Here is a 21,776-nt window from a genome sequence, read left to right as displayed (position 1 = left end):
ATCCTTTCCTATTGGGAATTCTTCTGTGTAACAAAGAATTTGGCTATACCCGTCATATCAAAAAGTTTCTGAATTTGCGCAGGAACTTCCTGTACTTCAAAGCGAGCTTCCATTCCATGTCTGGCCTTGAGAACAGATAACAGGATACCAATCCCTGTGCTATCGATGTACTTTAATTCTTTCATGTTAATGATGAGGTCCTGCTCCTTATTATCCACCAGTGGTTCCATTACCAAACGGAAGTCAGGAGCAACCGACAAATCCAGCTCGCCAGTTAGATACACTGTGCATACACCGTCATGTGTCTCGGTTCTTGCATTGAATTTTTCATTTTTATTTGTATTCATTAGACATCTCTCTCCTGATCATTGGTTTCCTTACCTTATAACCCAACTTACGGGCAAGTGAATCAGAAAACAAAACTGGTAAAAGTTTCAATTGGCCTGATTCATCGCTGAACCGCCTGGATTCACGACCTGACGTTTCTTCTGAAAATGTGCAAGCTTCTGTTTGACACTGCCCATCTTCACCGGCTTGCTGATATAATCATCCATTCCGGCTTCTGTACAGCGCTGCTGGATGCCTTCCATCACATTAGCCGTCATCGCAATAATAACAGGCTGCAGCTGCTGGGGTACGGTCTCACGTATGCGCTTCGTGCATTCCAGACCGTCCATTACCGGCATCTGTAAATCCATAAATACAAAATCATACTGTGACGGACTTGCCTTCACCATATCCAGCGCCTTCTGACCATCCTCCGCAATATCGGAGAGCAGCCCCAATTTGTGCAGCATGATCGCCATCAACTTCTGATTGATCGGGTGATCATCCACAATGAGCACGGTTGGATGCTGGCCCTCGTTCTCCACATCTGTTACATTCTCTTCACCGTTCCTCTGCACCAATTCCGATTCAACAAAACGCTTGGCCTGAATGGTGAATACAAACGTAGCCCCTTGTTTCTCCGAGGTGTCGAGATAAATCTGTCCACCCATCATTTCAACCAACGTTTTGCATATCGCCAGGCCGAGGCCTGTTCCACCGTATTTTCGGGTCATGGACGTATCGAGCTGAGAGAAGGGCTGGAATAAACGATCTACCTTATCGGACGCGATGCCTATTCCGGTGTCCTTCACGGCAAACTCCAGAGACATGCTGCCTCCCGCCTCCTCCTTCACCGATACAATCAGGTATACACCGCCGTGATCCGTAAACTTGACTGCATTGGCAATCAAATTCAGCAGCACCTGGCGAAGCCGGGCCATGTCCCCGTAGATTAATTCTGGCACAGAATCCTCAAGGAAATAATCCAGCTCCAGATTTTTCTTGCCTGCCTCTGCAGCGAACAGCCCAAGCACTTCACGGATACAGCACACCAGCTCAAACGGGTGCTCCTCCAGCTCCATTTTTCCAGACTCCATCTTGGTAAAATCAAGAATGTCATTAATTACAGTAACGAGCGCATCCGCACTTCGGCGAACGATATCGACATACTCCTTCTGATCTTCCTTCAAGTCGGTTTCCATCAGCAGATCAACCATGCCAATAACTCCGTTCATCGGTGTACGGATTTCATGGCTCATCATCGCCAGGAATTCGGTTTTGGCATTAGCCGCAATTTCAGCTTCTTCCTTGGCCTGAACGAGCTGCTGGTTGATCTTCTCCAGCTCCTGTGTCTTCTGATGAAGCAGCATCGTCTGGGTTTTCAGCCTTTTGTTCGAGAGGAACATCTCTACGAAACCTTCAATTTTGGACTTTAAAATCTGGGGGATAAACGGTTTGACCATATAATCAATAGCCCCCGCTGAATAACCGGCAAACAAATGCTCAGCCTCCCTGCTGTTCGCAGAGATGAAAATGATAGGCACATCCTTCGATTTGTCCCGTGCCTTGATTAATTTTGCTGTCTCAATCCCGTCCATCCCAGGCATCTGCACATCAAGTACAATGACCGCAAATTCATCCTTGAGCAAACAACGGAGTGCCTCTTCTCCAGAAGTCGCCTTGACGAGTTTGTACTGTTCGGATTCCAGAACCGCCTCCAGCGCAAGCAGGTTCTCAGGGCGGTCATCTACCAGTAATATGTGGATTGGTTCATTGAGCCCCATAGCTAAGCCTAACCCCCTATTTGATCTTCCGGTATATTTTTTCGGTTCGGTCTAATGGCTCGTAGGCATCACTGAATTCTGTAAAATGAATGGATTCTTTGGACCCCAGAACGAGTATACCGAAATGGCTCAAGCTCTCATGAAACAGCCCGTGCACATGGTTTCGCAGCTCATCATTAAAATAGATCATGACGTTCCGGCAAAAAATGACGTTAAACTCATTAAATGACCGATCTGTTGCCAGGTTATGCTCGGCAAAAATAATATTTTTCTGCAGAAACGGGTGAAATATAACGGAATTATACTTCGCTGTATAGTATTCGGAGAAGGCTTTGGTGCCCCCTGCCTCCAGATAGTTCGTTGTAAATAACTTCATTTTTTCAATGCCGTACACGCCTTCTTTGGCCTGCTGCAGTGAACGATCATTCATATCTGTTGCGTAGATTCGCGCCTTGTCATACAGCCCTTCCTCATGCAGCATAATCGCCATGGAATACACTTCTTCACCTGTAGAGCAGCCTGCATGCCAGATCCGGATGTATGGATAGGTTCTCAGAATCGGAATGATCTTTTCCCGAAACATGCGGAAAAGCGATGGGTCGCGAAACATTTCCGTTACAGGAATAGACAGGTTCTGCACAAACCGTTCAAAGGATGAACGGTTGTGCAGCACCTTCTCCTGCAGCCCGGATATGGTTTTCACACCTTCTGCATGCGCATAATGCCAGATTCTTCGTCTCAGTGATGGCAGCGCATAATTCCTGAAATCATACCCATATAAACGATGCATTCCTTCCAGCAGCAATTCAATCTCGATCAGTTCGCGCTCTTCCTCTTGCGGTACACGGACTGAATCTGCTCCCGTCTCGTTAGGTTCCCACGGTGTCATAGCTTCTCTCCACTTCATCATTGGTTACTTGCGTATTCGTTATTGTCCTTCATTACCCAAACAATACACTTACGAATACAGCCATACCCGCATTAATGACAATAATTGATCCGTTTGAATCGGTTTCTTCACATAATCGGATGCTCCGGCCTCGATACACTTGCTGCGGTCTTCTTTCATCGCCTTGGCCGTAAGTGCTATAATCGGCAGCTTCTCAAACCTTGGATTCTGCCTGATCCGGGTCATCGCTTCATAACCGTCCATCTCTGGCATCATCATGTCCATAAGCACGAGATCAAATTCAGGATTGTTCTCTAGTGCTTCAAGCGCTTCACGGCCGTTCTCGGCAAACGTGACATCCATCCGATATCCCTCAAGCACACTGGATAGCGCAAACACATTCCGAATATCGTCATCCACAAGTAAAATCTTCTTGCCTTCAAACAAGGTTTCTTTATTGTGCAGCTTCTGCAAAATGCGGCGCTTGTCTTCTGGCAGGTTAGCCTCTACCCGATGCAAGAACAAGGTAGTTTCATCCAGCAGACGTTCCGGCGACTTCACATCTTTGATAATGATCGATTCTGCATATTTGCGAAGCTTCAGCTCTTCCTTGGAATCCAGCTCTTTGCCTGTATAAATAATAATTGGCAGATCATTCAAATATTCATCGTCACGAATCTGGTCCAGCAGCTCAAAGCCGGTCATATCCGTCAGCATCAGATCCAGCACCATACAATCGTAACGCTGGCTGTGCAGCTCATTTAGTGCTTCCTGGCCCGTTGAAACGGCAGTAATCGCAACATCATCATGACCGATTAATTCAATGATTGCTTTACGCTGAATCTCGTCATCCTCCACAATGAGCAGACGTTTCAACTGATTGGCGGTATAGGATTCGATATGTGAGAAAGCTTTATCCAGTGAATCCTTGCTGGAAGGTTTCTTCAGATATGCAATGGCTCCCATCATCAATCCCTGCTTCATATCATCAACAACGGAGATGACATGCACCGGAATATGACGTGTCACCGAGCTGCTTTTTAACTCCCCAAGAATGGTCCATCCGTCCATCACGGGCAGCTGAATATCCAGAATGATGGCATCTGGCAAATATTCACGAGCCATCTCCAGGCCGATATCTCCTTGCAGAGCAACCAGTGCCTTGAAGCCTCTTCCTCTCGCCATATCCATCAAAATTTGCGCAAACTTCACATCATCTTCAATAATCAGCAGTGTTTTGTCGCCTTCCATCAGATGCTCCAGATCATCCTTGATTCGGGCTTGCTCTGAATGGCGAGCTGGGGTTAGATGGGATACCCGGCTGCGTTCCGGATCAGGAGCGAGAATGGATTGATGAGACGAGCGCTCGGTTGCCATGTAGGACTGCTGCTCCTGATATGGCTCCGAAGAGACCGCCGCTTCCCGGGTCGCTTCTTCCTCCGCCAGCTCGGCTTCTTCATGATTATCAGGCAGGAACAGCGTAAAGGTGCTTCCGACCCCTTCCGAGGATTCCACCTGTATAGCTCCGCCAAGCAGACGTGCCAGCTCACGGCTGATGGACAAGCCAAGACCAGTCCCCCCATATTTACGGCTGGTGGTACCATCCACCTGCTGGAACGCTTCAAAGATCAGATCTGTTTTATCTGACGGAATGCCAATCCCTGTATCTTTGATGCTGAAGCCGAGATAGTCCTGATTCGTATTCAGATATCCAGGCAGCTCATCCGGCTTCATTCGCCGTGCATTCAGCGTCACCGAACCACGGTTTGTGAACTTGAATGCGTTCGACAGCAGATTGCGTAAAATTTGCTTTACACGATGACTGTCTGTATAGACCCAATCCGGCAGTGAAGTGTCAAAATCAATATGGAGGTCCAGTTCTTTCTTGTTCGCCATCGGCCCAAAGTTCTGAGTAACAAAGCTCGTCAGTTCATCCATGCGTACCGTCTCATAATTGATATCCATCTTGCCCGCATCCACTTTCGACAAGTCCAGGATTTCGTCAATCATTTTGAGCAGGTCGGCTCCCGACATATAAATGGTTTGCGCATATTCCTGCTGCTTGCTGCTGAGATTGCCATCCTTGTTCTCCGACAATAATTGAGACAATATGAGCAGACTGTTCAGCGGCGTTCGCAGTTCATGCGACATATTGGCCAGAAATTCCGACTTGTACTTGCTGGTCATCGACAATTGCATGGCCTGCTGTTCAAGCTGTGTCTTTGTTTTCTCAATTTCATCATTTTTCTCTTCCACTTCCCGAACCTGTTCTTCCAGCGCCCGGGTTTTGGCAATCAATTCGGTATTAAAATGCTCCAGTTCCTCCTGTTGACGCTGCAGCAGTTCTTCGGACTTTTTCAGTGCACCTGTCTGTTCCTCCAGGTTCTCATTGGAACGGCGCAACTCTTCCTGCTGTGTCTGCAGCTCCTCGGATTGCACCTGTAATTCCTCAGTAAGCGCCTGAGACTCGCGCAGCAGTTCCTCCACACGCAGACGCCGCCGCACATTATTAAGAATGACACCCAAATTCATAATGAGCTGAGCAAACAGCTGCTTATGAAGCTCACTGAATCCTTCGAAGGAAGCCAGTTCAACGACACCAATCAACTCGTCTTCAAACACAACCGGGTAGATCATAATGCCGGCAGCTCGTGCCGAGCCAGAAGCCGAACCGATGCTTACATAATGATCAGGAGTGTGATCCAATACAATCGGACTCATGTCCAGTGCCGCTTGACCAATCAAACCTTCCCCGACTCGATAGACTTCTCTACCGAGCTCTCCATTCTCTTCAAAAGCATAGGAACCGTAACGTCTCAGTTCATCCGGATGCTTTTCCTCGTCGATCAGATACACCACACCCAGCTGAGCACCAAGCACAGGTGTAAATTCACTGATAAACATCTGGGAGATTTGACGGATCGAGCCGATGCCCCGGAGCAATTCGGGCACTCTGGCAATGTTGGAGCTCATCCAGTTCTGATCTTGCTGGGCCTGTACGTAGGCTTTCTCAATCTCCAGCTTCTCTTGCAGATCGTTTGAGACGTCCTTGAACACGGACGCGATCTGACCGATCTCATCTGTGGACTTGATCTGAATTCGCTGAATCGTTTTATATTTGCCTTTGCCAAAACTTGTAATCATCATAGATACCGTATTTAAACCGCGTGTAATACTAGGAAGCACCCACAGGATTACCCCAAGAGCCAGCAGCAATCCCGCGACCATAATACTTATTGTAATTTGGACCGCTCTGGTATATGCAGCGTTGGCGTCCTTGATCTCGGCATCAATCTCCTGATCCTGATAACGGGAGAGGGCATTCAGGCTGTCGACTGCTTCTTTCTGCACGGCAAGTCCAGTTGAATTGCGATAGTTGTTCGCATCCTGCAAACGATTTTGCGCCATCAGACTGACGATTCTGTTGGCATAATTCGTATACGCATCCCATGCATTGTTAACACGATCTACAAGCTGATGCTCAGAGGCGGTATCTGCACGGTCCTTCACCTGCCCCAAATATCCGTCGCCCTTTTCTTTCATCTCCTTCAGATCAGCTTCTGCTGCACTGATGGAATTGGTCGGATTGAGCAGCAAGTTAGCGAGCACTTTGGCAATATCATTGACTTCTCCCCGTGCCGCAGAAGTAAAGCGCACTTTCATATAACGCTCCTGATACATCTGGTCAATCTGCTCATTACTGCTGTTCAGCCGTTCATAACTAACAAAGGTAAGAGCAATTAAAATGACCATCAAGGCGGTAAAACCAATCAGCAGTTTATTCCTGATTTTCATTCAGTTTCCGCCCCTTTATCCAGAGTAATCCACACCAGACATTTATCATCATCGCGTTCGGGATTCAATTCATCGTTAAAAAACAGCTGCTGCATTGCTTCTTCGTTCCATTCATGCGAGCCCTTCAATTGTTCAATCAGAAACTCCAGCTGCTGCTCCTGATCTCCCTGTACCGCCTCAAGCAATCCATCCGTATAGAGCGCAATATGTCCATCCCCTTCATAATGAATGGTCTGTGGTTCAATATCCATTTTATCGAACAGCCCCACAGGACAGCATACGCTGTCAAATGAAGTCACACTGCCGTCACTGCGGAAAAATAAAGCCGGCGGATGCCCCGCATTTACATAATCAATACGTTTCATCCGGGTATCCACAACCAAGTAGATGGCAGTAAAATAATACTGTACCAGTTGTTTACCGAGATGCAGCTGATTGAAGCGCCGGTTCAACTCCTGAATGACCTTCTCCGGGTCTACATAAGTGGTTACCGTATCCTTGAGCACAGATGCGATAAACATGGTGAACAGAGAGGACGATATGCCATGCCCCATCATATCCAGCAGCAATACGCCATAACGTCCTTCTCCAAGCGGATACCACGAATAGAGGTCACCTGCCAGCTCAAAAGACGGTTTATAGATGGCATGCACCTGAAACAATGGATCTTCAATTGCATGGCTCAGTACCGCATTCTGTACCATCGCTGCCAGCTTCAGCTCATCCTGTATGCGCTGATCGCGCTCCTTATGCCAGTCTTTCTCCTGCTTCAATCGCAGAGCCAGCCGAATTCGAGCCATCAGCTCCACTTTGTTAATGGGCTTTGTGACATAATCAGATGCACCTGCATCAAGCGCTTCCGCCAGCTTTTTGGAGTCACCAATGGCAGTTACCATAATAATCGGGATGTCCTTCAGATTTTCGAATTTCTGCACAATGCTGCATGCCTCAATGCCATCCATTTCGGGCATCATCATATCAAGCAAAATCAGGTCAATATCCGACGGCTTGGGACGTAATTCGCTGGAATCCTCACCAATCCCCAATATTTCGAACATCTCCATCGCAGAACTTGCTGTCACAATATCGCGGTAATTTTCCTTTTTCAAAATTTCTCGAATGATAATGACATTCGTCGGATTGTCGTCAACAATAAGTATTCTCATTTGTTTCTCCTTATCTGTGGCGTCCGGGTTTGTCGATAATTATGCATTCAGCGAACAACCTTATTTATACAAATTTTGCGTTCAAAGTGGCAGTAGACATAATAATTCATAGTATAACTATACGGATATAACCAGAAAACTTCTATCTGCAAATCACACCAGCAAGGGGCATTTTCTTCCATGAAACATTTGTTTTTGCATTGTTACAGCCCCGCCTCCAAACTTGCAAAAACATAGATAAGGAATGGGGGTAAACCCCATTCCTTATCTATGTTTTTGATTAAGCCTTTACGGAAGGTGTCCGCAAGACGTTCACTTCGTTCTTAAACCTGCTGCCAGGTTTAAAGGTTCAATCTTTCTTTTTGGCAATCACCAGTACCTTGCCTTTATCCAATTCACTTTCGTAGAAATCGGCCTCGGCTTCAGTGAAACCCATCGATACAATCTTGGCCCGAAGTTCGTCACCGCGTGAGCGGAACAGATTCGCCATGGAATCAAACAATCCTTCTTCCTTGATACCAATCTCGTTGGCATCTGCAGTATCTGCAATGCGATCTGTACGATCCTTCTCATGGGCAAGTACGAAGATATGATCAGCCAAGTATCCAGTAGTTTGCAGCTCTTTCACCGCTTCTACTGCCTGAACTCCGTTTTCTACCACCTTAGCATAAGCTTGCGCGTTGGTTGAATTCATCGTTTCCACTCTCCTCTGATTGATCTTCTTTCTCGAGCTCTTATAGTATATAACCATACTATTTTGTATTGAAACGGAAGTCGAATGATAGATTTCAGGAAACCGTATCATCAAATAAATCAATACCTCTGATCTCGCTTGAGCCGGGTTTCATATACACTTTGATCGCATAATGACCGCGAAGGTATACTTCGCCATCCTCCGCGATGTAATGTGGTTTGCCAAGTGCTTGATGAATGGCGTCAATCTGCATCGGCAGTACAGTGCCGTTCAAGCTCCAATGCTCTTGGGAACCCTCCACATGTACATACTGAATCATTCCTGTATCTTCACATATTCCAACATGTACATCTTCAAAATGATATTCATCGCATCCCAGGTACGGGTCCTCTTTAATCGTGGATGGCTGGCCCATTCGGGCCAGCAATGCACCCTTTCGCTCCTCCAGTGAGACACCATTCAGAGTCCGGAATTGCCCGTACGTCTCGGAACGATCATTCGCCGGTATAATCTCCGGCATCTGCTCCTCCATTACCGTCCATTGCAAGTCGTGAGCAGCAGGTGGCGCTGCCGGTTGAACGGAAAAGGGAGAAATTACGCTAAACACCGTCACTAGCAGTATTTTCATCATGTTTCTCACCCTTTCATCAGGTTCATCACCGCTCTGAAGGTTTCACCAGCATTCAGCAAACGGTCATGTTATTTACGTAGCCGCTGCCATACATTGGCCGCAATATCCACATATCCCATCCAGTTCTTCCCGCCTTTGGCTTCATCATGATATGTAGCATCATAGGATTGCATCGTACGCTCGGTCTGCGTTGCAGGCGGCGCCGTTACATGACTGGCTTGAGCTGCTTTGCCTGCTTCGGCTCGCTTCGTCTGAAACTTGGTCATCAGTGTGCTGGATACCTGCTTGGCTGCCGCCGTCACTTCACTAAGCACTTCTCCCAGATTCTCAACCGACTCCAGAACCGGATCAATCTTTTTGATTTTGTGCTGTACATCGGCAGTGATATCATTGGCATGTCTTACGGTCTGCTTTACTTCATAACTAAGCTCGTCTACGGTTTTTTGCACTTCTTGCAGTGTGCGGGAGACGTTGTCCAGTGAACCCTGGGCCGCTTTCAGGGTACGAATTAAAAAGAAAACCAGTACAGCAAATGCCACTGCAATCAGGGCCACGCTAAGTTGATAGATCATACAAAAAACCTCTCTTTCCATAGTTGCGTGCGGTTTGGTTATTGCTTTAGTACCCGGGCATTTACCGGGCGAAACAAAAGAAGAGTGTTCCTGTGGTTCCGTCTAGAAGAAGAAAAATCCACCATGTTTCAACAGATTGGACCCCGGTTAAGGTTAGACTACACAGGGCAGTGAGACAGCATCGTTCACGCCAAACTATATCACGAAAGGATGATCTCTCATGTTGAAATGGTCTGTTATTTTTCTGATTATTGCGCTGGTCGCTGGCATCTTCGGTTTCTTTGGCATTGTTGAAGCCGCAGCTTCCATTGCAAAAGTGTTGTTCTTTATCTTTGTTGTACTTTTTGTCATCTCCCTCATTACAGGAAGAAGCCGAATGCGATAAAGTCACTATTGCCTGATCTGAATCATGTGATTACATACAAAAGCCGATGATGCCTCCGGGTACGTCGGCTTTTGTTTGTTTACATACAGGTAAACTTTCCTATTTTCTATATCTATGTATTACGCTCCCTCCTGCTTTATTCCAACATCAACCGCCGAAAAATCCTGAAAAAACAGGACTAAATTGACATAACAAGCCGGATTCCATGCCACGAAAGTATGATTTTTACAAGCCTGTTATATACCCACAGATGCGCCAGTTGACTCTGGAGAAACAAAGAAAATATTGTTATAATTTGTGATTCATAGGCTAGGTTGCTTGGTTATTTTTAACTCAGGACAACAAAACTACATATCTAATCGAGGAGGAAAAACAAATGAAAAAAATCGTAAGTTTTGCCGCTGCTTTAACTTTGATGGGTTCGATGGCTGCCGCTGCGGGTGCAGAGGAAGCGGTTACGGGCACAGTAAACACAACATCCGGTACAGAAGCGACTTCAACTACACCAGCGGAAACAACTCCGGCTGTTGAGGTGAATAAACCTGCTGTAGAGACCGTTGAAGGCAAAGCAGAAACCGTAACTGGCACAACTGTTGATTCTACAGGTACTGAAGGCACTTCAACAACGACAGAAACACCATCCAAAACAGACATCAAGTTTGAAGAGCCTCTTGTGAAACCAGGGGATGAAGTCACTGCACCAACAATGCTGCTGAACCTGCTGGAGCGCACCTGGTTCTATGATGCACCAAACGGCAAACCGATTGGCGCTCTGGGAGCTCAGATCGTTGATACAACAGGTGAGGTTGTTGACGGATTCGACGGCGGCGAATGGGTTCAAGTGTACACCTGGAAAGGCAAAGCTTGGATTCACGTTGCGATTCAATAATATCGTATAATCGTTTCTTATATAAGTAAAGAGGACAGCGCGTGTTGCGTCTGTCCTCTTTTTTAGATGTACACGTAATTGTTATATTTTCACGTTGAAAAAAATTATGTTGGTTGATGTGCCTCTTCGGTTCGAGGCTCCACATGCACGTGAACATGCATAATGTTGTGGGAACGTTTCAATCGTTCCTCTACCTGATCACAGATTTCATGTCCCTGCACCAGCGTTAATCTACCATCTACCTCAATGACCACATCCACCAGCACATGACTGCCATGCACACGCGCCTTCACATCCTTGATCATCTCGACACCGGGAACACGAGCAACAGTAGATCTTAAGTCCGTTAGTTCTTTCTGATCAAAACCATCTGTGAGCAAATGAGTTGAATCACGAAAAATCTCCCAAGCTGTCTTGCAGATCAGCAGGCCAACAAGAATTGCTGCTACTTTATCCAGCCAAGGCAGACCGAATTGAGCACCGACAATGCCAAGTGCAGCACCGATACTTACCCAGGCATCAGAGCGATTATCTTTGGCTGCCGCCAGCAAAGCCTGACTGTTAATCTTCTTGGCCAGACGGGAGTTGTAACGATATACCCCCAGCATGACCACAGCACAGATCACGGCTACACCAGCTGCCCAGAGATTCGGAGCTGCATAATCCCCTGCATACCAGGATCGAACCGCTTCGACCAATACCTGAAGCCCTGCAACTGCCATAATAAATGAGGCAATTAATGCCGCGATCGTCTCTGCCCGAAAATGACCATAAGCGTGATCCGAATCCGGCGGTTTTTGCGATATGCGGAGACCGACCAGCACCGCAACGGATGCCACAATATCGGTAGCATTATTGATGCCGTCTGCGATCAAAGCGCTGGAAGCAAACAAATATCCACAAATGAGCTTAAATGCTGACAAAACGAGGTAAGCCGCAATACTAATCCAGGCCCCTCGCTCGCCTTTACGTATTTCTTCATATGCGTTCAAGCGGACGACACTCCTTTTCCTAATGCTTCTCACAAATCCAGTAACGGTTTAATCATGGTACCAAATGCAGATCATGTGGGTCTACAGAAACAGTGTTGCCAACCCACAGGGCTGTAGGGAAGCTGAAACAAAGTTTACAGAAGGCAGGGCTGTAGAGAATAAGAAACAATGTTGGCTTAGGCAAAACTGGTGGAAATCGGCATTTTATCAGGTTGCCCTTGTGAGGCCATTATAAAACGTATAAAATGAGTACATCCCGTCCAATTTGGACGGCTTACTGCACGACCGGGAGGGATATACAATGAGCGAAAATAAAGAACCCAAAAAGATCAGCCTGCAGGATGCAATCCGTCAGAAGCTGGCACAGAAGAAGGAACAGGCAAATTCCGGCGGCCAATCCGGTGCTTACTTTGAAGGCGGACCAAAGGCTATGAAAAGTCAGAACAACAAAAAGCCTAACAATCAGCGTCGCCGTACAGGCGGCTCTTAGGCTCAAGTCAGTCTAACAGCTGTCAGCTGAGCATGCGTTGACAAAAAAACCGCAAGCCCTCCCTGGAGGACTTGCGGTTTTTGCTTGTTTTTAGATTTAACACTTGGACTCTACAATAGGGCTTAAGCTTCTACCGGATACATCTTGCTGCGCAGCTCTTTGATCTCTTCGCTTTCGAGATACTCATCGTAGCTCATCTGACGATCGATCAGACCTGTAGGCGTAATTTCAATAATACGGTTAGCAATCGTTTGAATGAACTGATGGTCATGGGATGTAAACAGCATTGTGCCATCAAAATCAATCAAACCGTTATTCAATGCGGTGATGGATTCGAGATCCAAGTGGTTCGTCGGCTCATCCAGAATGAGCACGTTCGCGCCAGTCTGCATCATTTTGGCAAGCATACAACGCACTTTCTCTCCCCCGGACAATACACTCGCCTTTTTCAAAGCTTCTTCCCCGGAGAACAGCATGCGACCCAGGAAACCACGCAGGTACGTTTCATCCTGATCTTTGGAGTATTGACGCAGCCAATCCACAAGGCTCATCTCTACACCATCAAAATACTTGGAGTTATCTTTCGGGAAATAGGCCTGAGTTGTTGTTACTCCCCAAGTATATTCGCCACTGTCAGCTTCTGTTTCACCCATCAGCACATCAAACAGCAGTGATTTCGGGTTGCCGTTCGGGCCAACAAAAGCGATTTTATCACCTTTGTTTACCACAAAGCTGATATCGTTGAGCATGCTCTCGCCTTCAACGGATTTGCTTAGACGATCCACAGTCAGCAATTGTTTACCCGCTTCACGCTCAGGCTTGAAGTTGATAAACGGATATTTACGGTTCGACGGACGAAGATCATCCAGCGTAATTTTGTCGAGTTGTTTCTTCCGGGAAGTCGCCTGTTTAGATTTCGAAGCGTTCGCGGAGAAACGTTGGATAAAGGCCTGCAGCTCTTTAATCTTCTCTTCTTTTTTCTTGTTGGCATCCCGCTGCAAAGCAAGCGCCAGTTGGCTGGACTCGTACCAGAAGTCATAGTTACCTACGTACAGCTGGATTTTACCAAAGTCGATGTCCGCGATGTGCGTACATACTTTGTTCAGGAAGTGACGGTCATGGGATACCACGATAACGGTACCTTCATAATCCATCAGGAAGTTCTCGAGCCATTGAATGGATTCGAGATCCAAGTGGTTGGTAGGCTCATCGAGCAGCAGGTTGTTCGGACGACCGAACAAGGCTTGTGCCAGCAATACGCGGACTTTTTCGTTACCGCTAAGCTCTACCATTTTTTTGTCATGCATATCGCGATCGATACCGAGACCAATCAGGAGTGCCGCTGCATCCGGCTCTGCATCCCAGCCGTTCAGCTCCGCAAACTCACCTTCAAGCTCACCTGCACGCAGGCCATCTTCTTCCGTAAAGTCTGCCTTCGCATACAGGGCATCCTTTTCTTTCATAATGGAATAAAGACGAGCATGACCCATAATAACGGTTTCGAGAACCGGGTACTCATCATATTCAAAGTGGTTTTGCTTCAAAACGGCCATACGTTCGCCCGGGGTGATGTGCACCTCTCCCGAGTTGGCTTCAATCTCACCGGACAAAATTTTCAAAAATGTTGATTTTCCGGCTCCGTTCGCGCCGATCAAGCCGTAACAGTTGCCTGGCGTGAATTTGATATTCACATCTTCAAAAAGCGCACGTTTTCCGTAGCGGAGCGTGATGCCGCTTGTACTGATCATTAAGCATACCATCCTTTATTGGTTAATCTGCATACTGCATGAATAGCAGCCTGAGAGCACGTTTGTATCCATACACGTTCATGCTCGCCTGCTTCAATCATGGATTCAATATCCGATGCCTATTCTGGCACCATATTATAACACAAAAAAACGGCAAATTCGAAAATCAGCCGCTTTTTACGGATTAAAGTTTTGGTAAATATGCTGTTCATGCACGTATGTTTATAGATTACCATATATGGCTGGCTTTTGTTAGCCCTGTTCAGCGATGTTCATCAAAATCTTTTCATGCATTTTCCTATTACCATGACTACCGTTCCAGTCCGGCATCCTGATTCATATCATCAGCCTCATGCCGGATGCGCAAGGTCTCGCCATGTCCCAGTACACGAATCCGTTCCTCTGCAATACCGAGCCGTTTTCGTTCAGCCTCCAGCCGGTCCAGCGCCTCCTTCGGCGTGTCGTCCGCCAGTTTGAACGTTCCATAATGCATCGGCACCATCAGCTGTGACTTCGTTTCGACGAAGCCCTGCAGTGCCTCTTCCGGTGTGACATGCTGGGATGTCATGAACCATTCCGGGTCGTATGCCCCGATGGGCATCAGGGTTACACCAATGTCGAAACGTTCTCCGATCGTCTTGAATTCTTTGAAATACCCCGTATCACCTACAAAATATACTACAGGCGGGCAAGCTTTTTGCAGCATTGGTTCACCTTTGTGGGCACGCTGCCCGTCAAGCACATCGCTAACCGATGTCTCCAGCGCAGCCGCGCTTTCTTCCGATGCTCGCACGGCATGGTTTGGCTCCAGTATATAACCGCCCCAGTGGGACGTATTGGTATCAAATAACGTTCGGCGTGTCCAGTGCTGGGCAGGCACAAATGTAATTTTGACACCACCAAGCACGATATGCTCCCACCACTTCATCTCCTGACACCGGTGGAATCCCTTGCGGATCATTTTGCGTCTAAGGCCATCCGGCACAATCAGCAGTGTCTTCGATGTAACCAGCTTGCGTAGCGAAGCCAGATGCAGATGATCATAGTGGGAGTGAGAGATGAGGATCACGTCCAGTGGCGGTATATCCTGAATCGGAATGCCGGGGGCACCGAGCCTGCGTTGAAATCCCATTTTTTCCGCCCACACCGGGTCAGTCACGATGTTAAGCCCATAGTATTGGATGAAAAAAGTAGAATGTCCAATCCACGTTATCGTTGTTTCTTCCCGGTTGGCATGCAGGTAATCCAGCTCAGGCTCATGCTTGGGAACTTTGTAGGAATAGTCTTTTACCTTGCGGCGGCGCTGTTCTCTCCATTGCTTAAACTCTTTCAGCGTTTTGTCCGTGCTGACGTTGTCGATATTGTTATACCGAATTTTAGCCATGAAGGGGCCTCCTCCCTTCCTCAGATCTTATCATCAGATTACCCTCATCAGGCGTGGATCTACCACAAGTACTGTTGTAATCAATCCTGAGGGTTTTTGCAAACCGCCATATATACAAACAAAAAAACGATGGCAGCCACCATAATCAGAGGCGGGGCGTACATAATGGTAAACGTCTCAAAGAAGCTGAGACCCGTGATGCCCGGAATTCCCCTGACCCCTTCTTCCTGCAGAAGAGGCCAGTGAACGATCCCGTTTAGAATGTTCGGAAGCAGAAACATAGCGATATCATCCTTTCTTTTTCCCCGCGTTACCACGCACATAATTGGCATCAAACAGGAACAGCTTCATAATCAGCACCAGTGACGGAATGAGCACCAGCAGTCCCAGACTGAAAGCCGTAATCAATGCAATGCCCATCGTCCGGTTGGTAAAGCTGTCATAGATGTTGATGTACGGGTATAGTATGTAGGGCAGATGCGAGCGTCCATATCCATACCAAGCAAAAGCAAACTGGAGCATCACTGCGATAAAACACCAGCCCAGATACTTTTCTTTCCACACAAGCGATACCGCGATCACAAAACAGATAAACGATGCGATAAACATCCAGGACATGTTGACCATTTGCTCAAAGTGAGCCGGGTTCTGTTTGTTGATTTGCAGAAAAGCAAGAAAACTCGCAAAAATGGTGGGCAGGCTCCACAGCAGCGCATATTCCCGAAGCACCTGAAAGGCCGTCTCATCCCCCGCCCGCTTCGCATAATAGGACAGGAACATCGCCGATATATACAGCACACTGACCAAAGCCAGCAGTACAACAGACCATGTATAGGGATTCGTCAAAAATTCACGCCAGCGAAAAAACACCTTTTCGCCCACCTGCTCGATGATTCCGCCTTCGGATATGGCCAAAATGGTAGAGAACACCGCCGGAATCAGCAATCCCGTTGCTCCATAGAGCGCCAGATAGATCCTGCTGTTTTTTCCATGGTTGCCATAGGTGTTATAAGCGTAATACACGCCCCGAATCGCCAGCAGTACAATTGCCAGCGAGCCCGGCACAAGCAGGGCCGTACCGTAATAGAAGGCACTGTCGGGATAAAATCCGACCAGCCCTACCACGAAAAAGATGAGAAACACATTCGTCACTTCCCATACCGGGGACAAGTAGCGCTGAATGATGTTATGAATTTTGTTCTCATGTCCAGTCAATATGCTGTAAAAGCTGAAGAACCCCGCACCGAAATCAATCGATGCCACAATCAGATAACCGAACAGGAACGTCCACAATATTGCGATGCCTGCAATTTCGAAGCTCAATGCACGATGCCTCCTTCCAGTCCAAGCGAATCCAGTTCCTTCTCCGCTTCCTTGTTACGGAACAGCTTGCTGATCACACGGATGCAGGAGAAGCACAGCACCAGATAGAGCAGAATAAACAGTACCAGCATCCAGCCCACGGAGGTGGAGGTCGTAGCCGCTTCAGCCACTTTCATGTATCCGCGCAAAATCCAGGGCTGTCTGCCCACCTCGGCAAACATCCAGCCCAGCTCGATGGCAATCATGGCGAGCGGCCCCAGCAGCACGATGCCAAGCAGCAGCCATTTGGGATATGGCTTGCGTCCTGGCAGCCAGCGGCGCAGCACATACAGCACCGGGATCAATAGAATGATGACACCTGTCGTCACCTTCAGATCAAACATGTAATGGATAGACAGCGGCGGTCTCAGATCGGCAGGAAACTCTTCCAGTCCTTTTACTTCCGTATCCGGCCGGTTGCCTGCCAGGATGCTTAAAGCGTAGGGAATTTCAATCGCATATTTGACCTCGTTATTCTCATCCAGAATTCCGCCATAGACAAGCGGTGCTTCCTTCATCGTTTTGAAATGCCACTCGGCGGCTGCCAGCTTCTCCGGCTGATATTTCGCCAGAAATTTACCGGATGAGTCACCGATCATAACGGTGCTGATCGCAAATACAAGCGCAGATACCGTCGTAAGCTTGAGCGCTTTTTTGTAATAAACATGATCCCGCCCGCGCAGCAGGCTGAACGCTGCAATACCTGCCAGCACACCCGCACTCAAGGTATAGGATGAGGCAAGAACATGGGATACTTTGGTCGGTGTTGCCGGGTTGAGCATGGCAGCAATCGGGTCAATATCCTTCATGATGCCGTTGATCAAGGTGAAGCCTTGCGGCTGGTTCATGAAAGAGTTCACCGTTGTAATAAAAATTGCGGAGGCGGATGAGCCAAGAGCTACCGGAATGAGCAGCAGCATGTGCGTATACTTCTTTTTGAAACGGTCCCAGGTATATAGGTATATCCCGAGAAAGATTGCTTCTACGAAAAAGGCGAAGGTCTCCATGAACAGCGGCAGTGCAATCGCCTGCCCGGCGACACGCATAAACATCGGCCACAGCAGGCTCAGCTGCAGCCCGATCGATGTGCCTGTAACTACACCAACCGCCACGGTAATGACAAAACCTCGCGCCCACCTTCTCGCGAGCAGCGTGTAATGAATATCATTGGTGCGCAGTCCTCGCCATTCAGCCAGAGCAATCATGAGCGGAACACCTACGCCGATGGAAGCAAAGATGATATGCACAAACAGGGTCAGGCCGGTCAATATCCGGCTCAGCAGAACAGGGTCCAGGGATGACATGGGTACACTCCTCTTTCGGTGTAATGATTATTGATCTTGCACTTTGTTGTCGTTGTATCGTTATGGGTTATGTACAGCGGCGGATTCACTCTGCCTGAGCGGTCGCTCAGTAACTCATAATGCGGATGATGCTTTTGACAACCGCATACAGCACCACTACAGCCGCCACCAGACAGACGATAATGAGCTTTTTCTCTTGATTGCGAAACATAAACGTGTCGTCCTCCTTTTTGCACAGGATGCAAATTATGGCTCTATATACAGTGTGCAAAATTTCCTGTTTTTTTATCCCGGATGACGTTAAAACAAAAAATATAATATAAAAAAGCATCACGATAACGACAAAAAAGACCTTTATCTTTTTGCACAGCCACGTGCCAAAAGATAAAAGCCTCCGTAGAGTTAAAAAAGAGTTTCAGAGAACCACCTCATGCTTAGGCAGCCGCACTTTAAACGTGCTGCCCTTGCCCGGCGCCGACATAAAGGTCAGGCTTCCGTGATGATCCTCGACAATTTTGCGAGAAATGTACAAGCCCAGACCCGTGCCACCAATCTGACGATGGTCTGAATTGTCCACACGGTAAAATTTATTAAACAGCATGTGCTTCTCACTCTCCGCAATGCCAATGCCGTAATCCCGCACATCAATGCAGAGAGCCTCATCTTCCTCCCATAACGTAACATCAATCCGATCTGCTCCAGGAGAGTATTTCACTGCATTGCCGATCAGATTATGCAGCACCTGAACGATTCTGTTCTGGTCTGCATAAGCAAAAAGATCACCGTTAAAAGCGTGCACATATATTCGCTGAGAAGATTTTCGATTCCACTGCTCGGCAACACCTTCCACCAGCTCCACAAGTGGAGCATAGGTCATGTGATAGGTCATGCCATCATTGTCGAGACGCTGAATGTCCAGCACATCATCCAGCAGGCTGCTAAGACGTTTGCCCTCCGATGAGATCGTCTCCATAAATTCTTTACGCTGTGATGCCGGAAGATCATACATCAGCATCAGCTCGACATAGCCCATAATCGTTGCTACAGGGGTCCTAAGCTCGTGAGAGACTACGCTAATCAGTTCATTCTTCATGCGATTCAGCCGTTCTTCCCCTGTCAAATCGCGGAATACGAGCAGAAATCCATGATTTTTACTCGGTACATCCATCTGCTTCATGTACAGGGAAAACACACTTTGCTCTACATTGTCAAAATAGAAATTCGTCTCAATAAATGCCTGTTCCCCGTTCAGAAATGCTCTGGTCTGCTCCGTCAGATTAAACCCCTCGGTTAAAACCAGCGTATCAATGGCCTGAGCCAGATCGATAATGGATTCTCCCAGGAAATTGCCCAGTCCAAACATTTCTTCTATCCGGCGATTCACAATCGTAATGGTTCCTGAACGATCTGACATCACAAGTCCTTCGCGAACAGACTCGATAAACTGCTCACTGATATCGCGCTGCTCTTGAATAGCTGCCTTCTCCTGAAACAGCTCCAGATTCAAGTGCTCCAATACAAGGGCATGACGCACCCGGTCTTCTTCAGCACGTGTACGTTCGGTAATATCCTTGATGAACAGATTGTACAGTGACTCATTGTTCCCCAATTGAATCTCCACAATTTTATATTCGATTGGAAATAGGGAGCCGTCATTGCGAATACCTGATATTTCATCCACCGTGGTATATCTCTTGCCCTCAACATACTTAAATTGCTGAAGCATTTTCTTAATTTCCAGGAAGCTGATCCCTTGAAAAAGAGACGGAGCCTTCTTAAGCATAACCTCTTCCCGCCCAAGTCCAAACATTCTCTCTGCCTCGGGATTGAATTCAATAATTATCCCTTGGCAATCCACAGCAATAATTGCGTCAATGGATGACTCAATAATAGCGCGTTTAATCTCCTCGCTGTTCTTCAGCTCTTTGGTACGGGCGATGACCCGGTCTTCCAGTGTTAATTTGTCTAGCCGAATCTGTTCGAACTGTTCGAGCAGCACGTCTGCCATTTTGCGCAAGTTCCCGATCAGAATCTGAACCTCGGTTACATGGCTGCTCGGCCAGTCCAAATTCCGATTGCGGAACAGAAGCCTTGGGAGGGAGCCGGTTAGACGGGTCAGCCGCAATAAAGGACTGACCACTTTGCTGCTCAGTGGCGCAGCCACAATCATCGATGCGACAATAATCACGAATAAGGATTGCAATGTTGTCAGATATATGTTTTCGATCTGAGGGTAATATTGTGACGAATTGGTTTCGACGAATACTCGGTAAGGTGTGCTTAACGCATCTTCCGCTTCATAGATAAAGGATGCCTGTCTCCAGTGCTCCAGTGCATCACTGTAATGTATCTCCTTGGAATTCAGCAGCATGGGGCCTCGCAGCGAAGTTAATACCTCGAAAGAACTCAGGTCCACAGATTCACCCGGCTGAAGGGTGGAAAGCCCCGAAACGACAACGCGGCTGTTCCGATCCAGCAAAATCACATTCACACCCAGCAGATGGTGATACCGCTCCACATTTTCTGCCAGATTCTCGGGTGTAACATATTGCCTGTTCAGATCCTCGACAACAGCACTTGCTGCATGCCTCATATCCCGCAAGATTGCATCATTCATCTGGTTTAGCTGTCTGCGGCTATCCGCAGATAACAGAACAAGGGAAACAAACACTACAAAAGCGACAACATATTTGAACGCGATTCTTCTCAGTGGAATCGTACCCGCCCGTTTCGCCTCATGCTCACTCAGAGTCGCCCAGAAATCCACGACGATGCCTGCAATCAGTGCATTCACCATACTGACAACAGCAATGTACATATACTCATACTTTATATCTTCAACACTCAAACCTAGTACATAGTGTCCAGAACAGATCACTGGAAGCAGCATCACAACCCAGAAAACAGCATTCGCCTTGATCAAACTGCCCTTCTCGCAACGCAGCTGCCAGCCAAACATCCACCCTAACTCTATAAAATGGGCAGTCATAACATAAAAATAATGCGAGTCCAGGCCCGTAATCAGTATTTTGGACAGACCTATTAACACAAGTGTAGTAAAAGCATACAATCCCCCGTATATTCGGAGGGCAATCAGCGCCGCGGCACTCATCATCATAAACTGTACGCCATAGAACAACGTATATGGAACAATGGCATTGATGGTGCCAAAAAGGATCAGAACCATCGTTCCAATCCAGGGTTGTCTCAGTTGGAGTACCATCCATTTCCGCAGATTTCTTACTCCCGATATCCAGTTCATAGGTATGTATGCTCACCGCCCGACTCGTCGTAATTCTTCAGGAGATAACCGTGGTAACCCGATCTTTTTCCCCTTAATTCACTCTGATCCATTATACTGTAA

At 47.4% G+C, this 21,776-nt stretch carries 18 protein-coding genes; 3 read left to right on the top strand and 15 right to left on the bottom strand.

The features are described from left to right. Nucleotides 1-8 precede the first annotated feature (8 nt). The 8 genes from ACQSGY_RS28665 to ACQSGY_RS28630 all read right to left on the bottom strand — a co-directional run bounded on the left by ACQSGY_RS28665 (nt 9) and on the right by ACQSGY_RS28630 (nt 9,858). Nucleotides 9-347 carry an STAS domain-containing protein gene (locus ACQSGY_RS28665; RefSeq protein WP_110898366.1) on the bottom strand — a complete coding sequence of 113 codons (339 nt, stop codon included), beginning with the start codon at nt 345-347 and terminating at the stop codon, nt 9-11. 87 nt (nt 348-434) lie between these two features. After that, complete coding sequence (locus ACQSGY_RS28660) at nt 435-2,111, bottom strand: response regulator (RefSeq protein ID WP_216517703.1); 1,677 nt, start codon at nt 2,109-2,111, stop codon at nt 435-437. A gap of 16 nt (nt 2,112-2,127) precedes the next feature. Then, nucleotides 2,128-3,000, bottom strand: a complete 873-nt coding sequence (locus ACQSGY_RS28655; RefSeq protein WP_188594205.1) for a CheR family methyltransferase — start codon at nt 2,998-3,000, stop codon at nt 2,128-2,130. Between the two features lie 69 nt (nt 3,001-3,069). Next, nucleotides 3,070-6,795: a response regulator gene (locus ACQSGY_RS28650; RefSeq protein WP_427181961.1), complete on the bottom strand. Its 3,726-nt coding sequence runs from the start codon at nt 6,793-6,795 to the stop codon at nt 3,070-3,072. Then, entirely contained in the window at nt 6,792-7,961 is a 1,170-nt protein-coding gene (locus tag ACQSGY_RS28645; protein WP_427181959.1) for a PP2C family protein-serine/threonine phosphatase, read from the bottom strand. The genes ACQSGY_RS28650 and ACQSGY_RS28645 overlap by 4 nt, the downstream gene beginning before the upstream one ends. A 349-nt stretch (nt 7,962-8,310) precedes the next feature. Next, nucleotides 8,311-8,655 (bottom strand): general stress protein, encoded by a 345-nt coding sequence (locus tag ACQSGY_RS28640; protein ID WP_110898371.1) that lies wholly within the window; start codon nt 8,653-8,655, stop codon nt 8,311-8,313. A 94-nt stretch (nt 8,656-8,749) separates the two neighbouring features. Further along, nucleotides 8,750-9,286: a hypothetical protein gene (locus ACQSGY_RS28635; RefSeq protein ID WP_427181957.1), complete on the bottom strand. Its 537-nt coding sequence runs from the start codon at nt 9,284-9,286 to the stop codon at nt 8,750-8,752. A gap of 68 nt (nt 9,287-9,354) precedes the next feature. Next, entirely contained in the window at nt 9,355-9,858 is a 504-nt protein-coding gene (locus ACQSGY_RS28630; RefSeq protein ID WP_427181956.1) for a DUF948 domain-containing protein, read from the bottom strand. A 220-nt stretch (nt 9,859-10,078) separates the two neighbouring features. Between ACQSGY_RS28630 and ACQSGY_RS28625 the strand changes: the two genes are divergently transcribed. Beyond that, the gene (locus tag ACQSGY_RS28625; RefSeq protein ID WP_090924476.1) at nt 10,079-10,243 is read left to right on the top strand and encodes a DUF1328 domain-containing protein; all 165 of its coding nucleotides are present in this window, start codon (nt 10,079-10,081) and stop codon (nt 10,241-10,243) included. A 376-nt stretch (nt 10,244-10,619) separates the two neighbouring features. After that, nucleotides 10,620-11,132: a hypothetical protein gene (locus ACQSGY_RS28620; protein WP_111268398.1), complete on the top strand. Its 513-nt coding sequence runs from the start codon at nt 10,620-10,622 to the stop codon at nt 11,130-11,132. 104 nt (nt 11,133-11,236) lie between these two features. Here ACQSGY_RS28620 and ACQSGY_RS28615 read toward each other — a convergent pair whose 3' ends face one another. Then, nucleotides 11,237-12,124, bottom strand: coding sequence for a cation diffusion facilitator family transporter (locus ACQSGY_RS28615; RefSeq protein ID WP_427181954.1), 888 nt, complete (start codon nt 12,122-12,124; stop codon nt 11,237-11,239). Nucleotides 12,125-12,425: 301 nt separating this feature from the next. Between ACQSGY_RS28615 and ACQSGY_RS28610 the strand changes: the two genes are divergently transcribed. Then, nucleotides 12,426-12,614: a hypothetical protein gene (locus ACQSGY_RS28610; RefSeq protein WP_111268396.1), complete on the top strand. Its 189-nt coding sequence runs from the start codon at nt 12,426-12,428 to the stop codon at nt 12,612-12,614. A gap of 122 nt (nt 12,615-12,736) precedes the next feature. Here the strand turns inward: ACQSGY_RS28610 and ACQSGY_RS28605 are convergent, their stop codons facing one another. From ACQSGY_RS28605 to ACQSGY_RS28580, 6 genes are all read right to left on the bottom strand, one after another. Further along, complete coding sequence (locus ACQSGY_RS28605) at nt 12,737-14,362, bottom strand: ABC-F family ATP-binding cassette domain-containing protein (RefSeq protein ID WP_427181951.1); 1,626 nt, start codon at nt 14,360-14,362, stop codon at nt 12,737-12,739. 310 nt (nt 14,363-14,672) lie between these two features. Next, nucleotides 14,673-15,746: an MBL fold metallo-hydrolase gene (locus ACQSGY_RS28600; RefSeq protein WP_427181950.1), complete on the bottom strand. Its 1,074-nt coding sequence runs from the start codon at nt 15,744-15,746 to the stop codon at nt 14,673-14,675. An 80-nt stretch (nt 15,747-15,826) separates the two neighbouring features. Continuing rightward, nucleotides 15,827-16,027 carry a hypothetical protein gene (locus ACQSGY_RS28595; protein ID WP_145406027.1) on the bottom strand — a complete coding sequence of 67 codons (201 nt, stop codon included), beginning with the start codon at nt 16,025-16,027 and terminating at the stop codon, nt 15,827-15,829. A 7-nt stretch (nt 16,028-16,034) separates the two neighbouring features. Further along, on the bottom strand, nt 16,035-17,069 hold the full coding sequence (locus ACQSGY_RS28590) for a cytochrome d ubiquinol oxidase subunit II (RefSeq protein WP_427181948.1): 1,035 nt from the start codon (nt 17,067-17,069) through the stop codon (nt 16,035-16,037). After that, nucleotides 17,066-18,412, bottom strand: coding sequence for a cytochrome ubiquinol oxidase subunit I (locus ACQSGY_RS28585; RefSeq protein ID WP_111268391.1), 1,347 nt, complete (start codon nt 18,410-18,412; stop codon nt 17,066-17,068). The genes ACQSGY_RS28590 and ACQSGY_RS28585 overlap by 4 nt, the downstream gene beginning before the upstream one ends. Nucleotides 18,413-18,827: 415 nt before the next feature. Beyond that, a complete protein-coding gene (locus tag ACQSGY_RS28580) occupies nt 18,828-21,674 on the bottom strand; it encodes an ATP-binding protein (RefSeq protein WP_427181945.1) in 2,847 nt (948 codons plus the stop codon). Nucleotides 21,675-21,776 lie beyond the last annotated feature (102 nt).

This window comes from Paenibacillus sp. TC-CSREp1 (assembly GCF_050171015.1).
Classification (GTDB): domain Bacteria; phylum Bacillota; class Bacilli; order Paenibacillales; family Paenibacillaceae; genus Paenibacillus; species Paenibacillus silvae.
The sequence above is the reverse complement of the archived record's forward strand: the minus strand, read 5'-3'. Positions and strand labels throughout refer to the sequence as shown.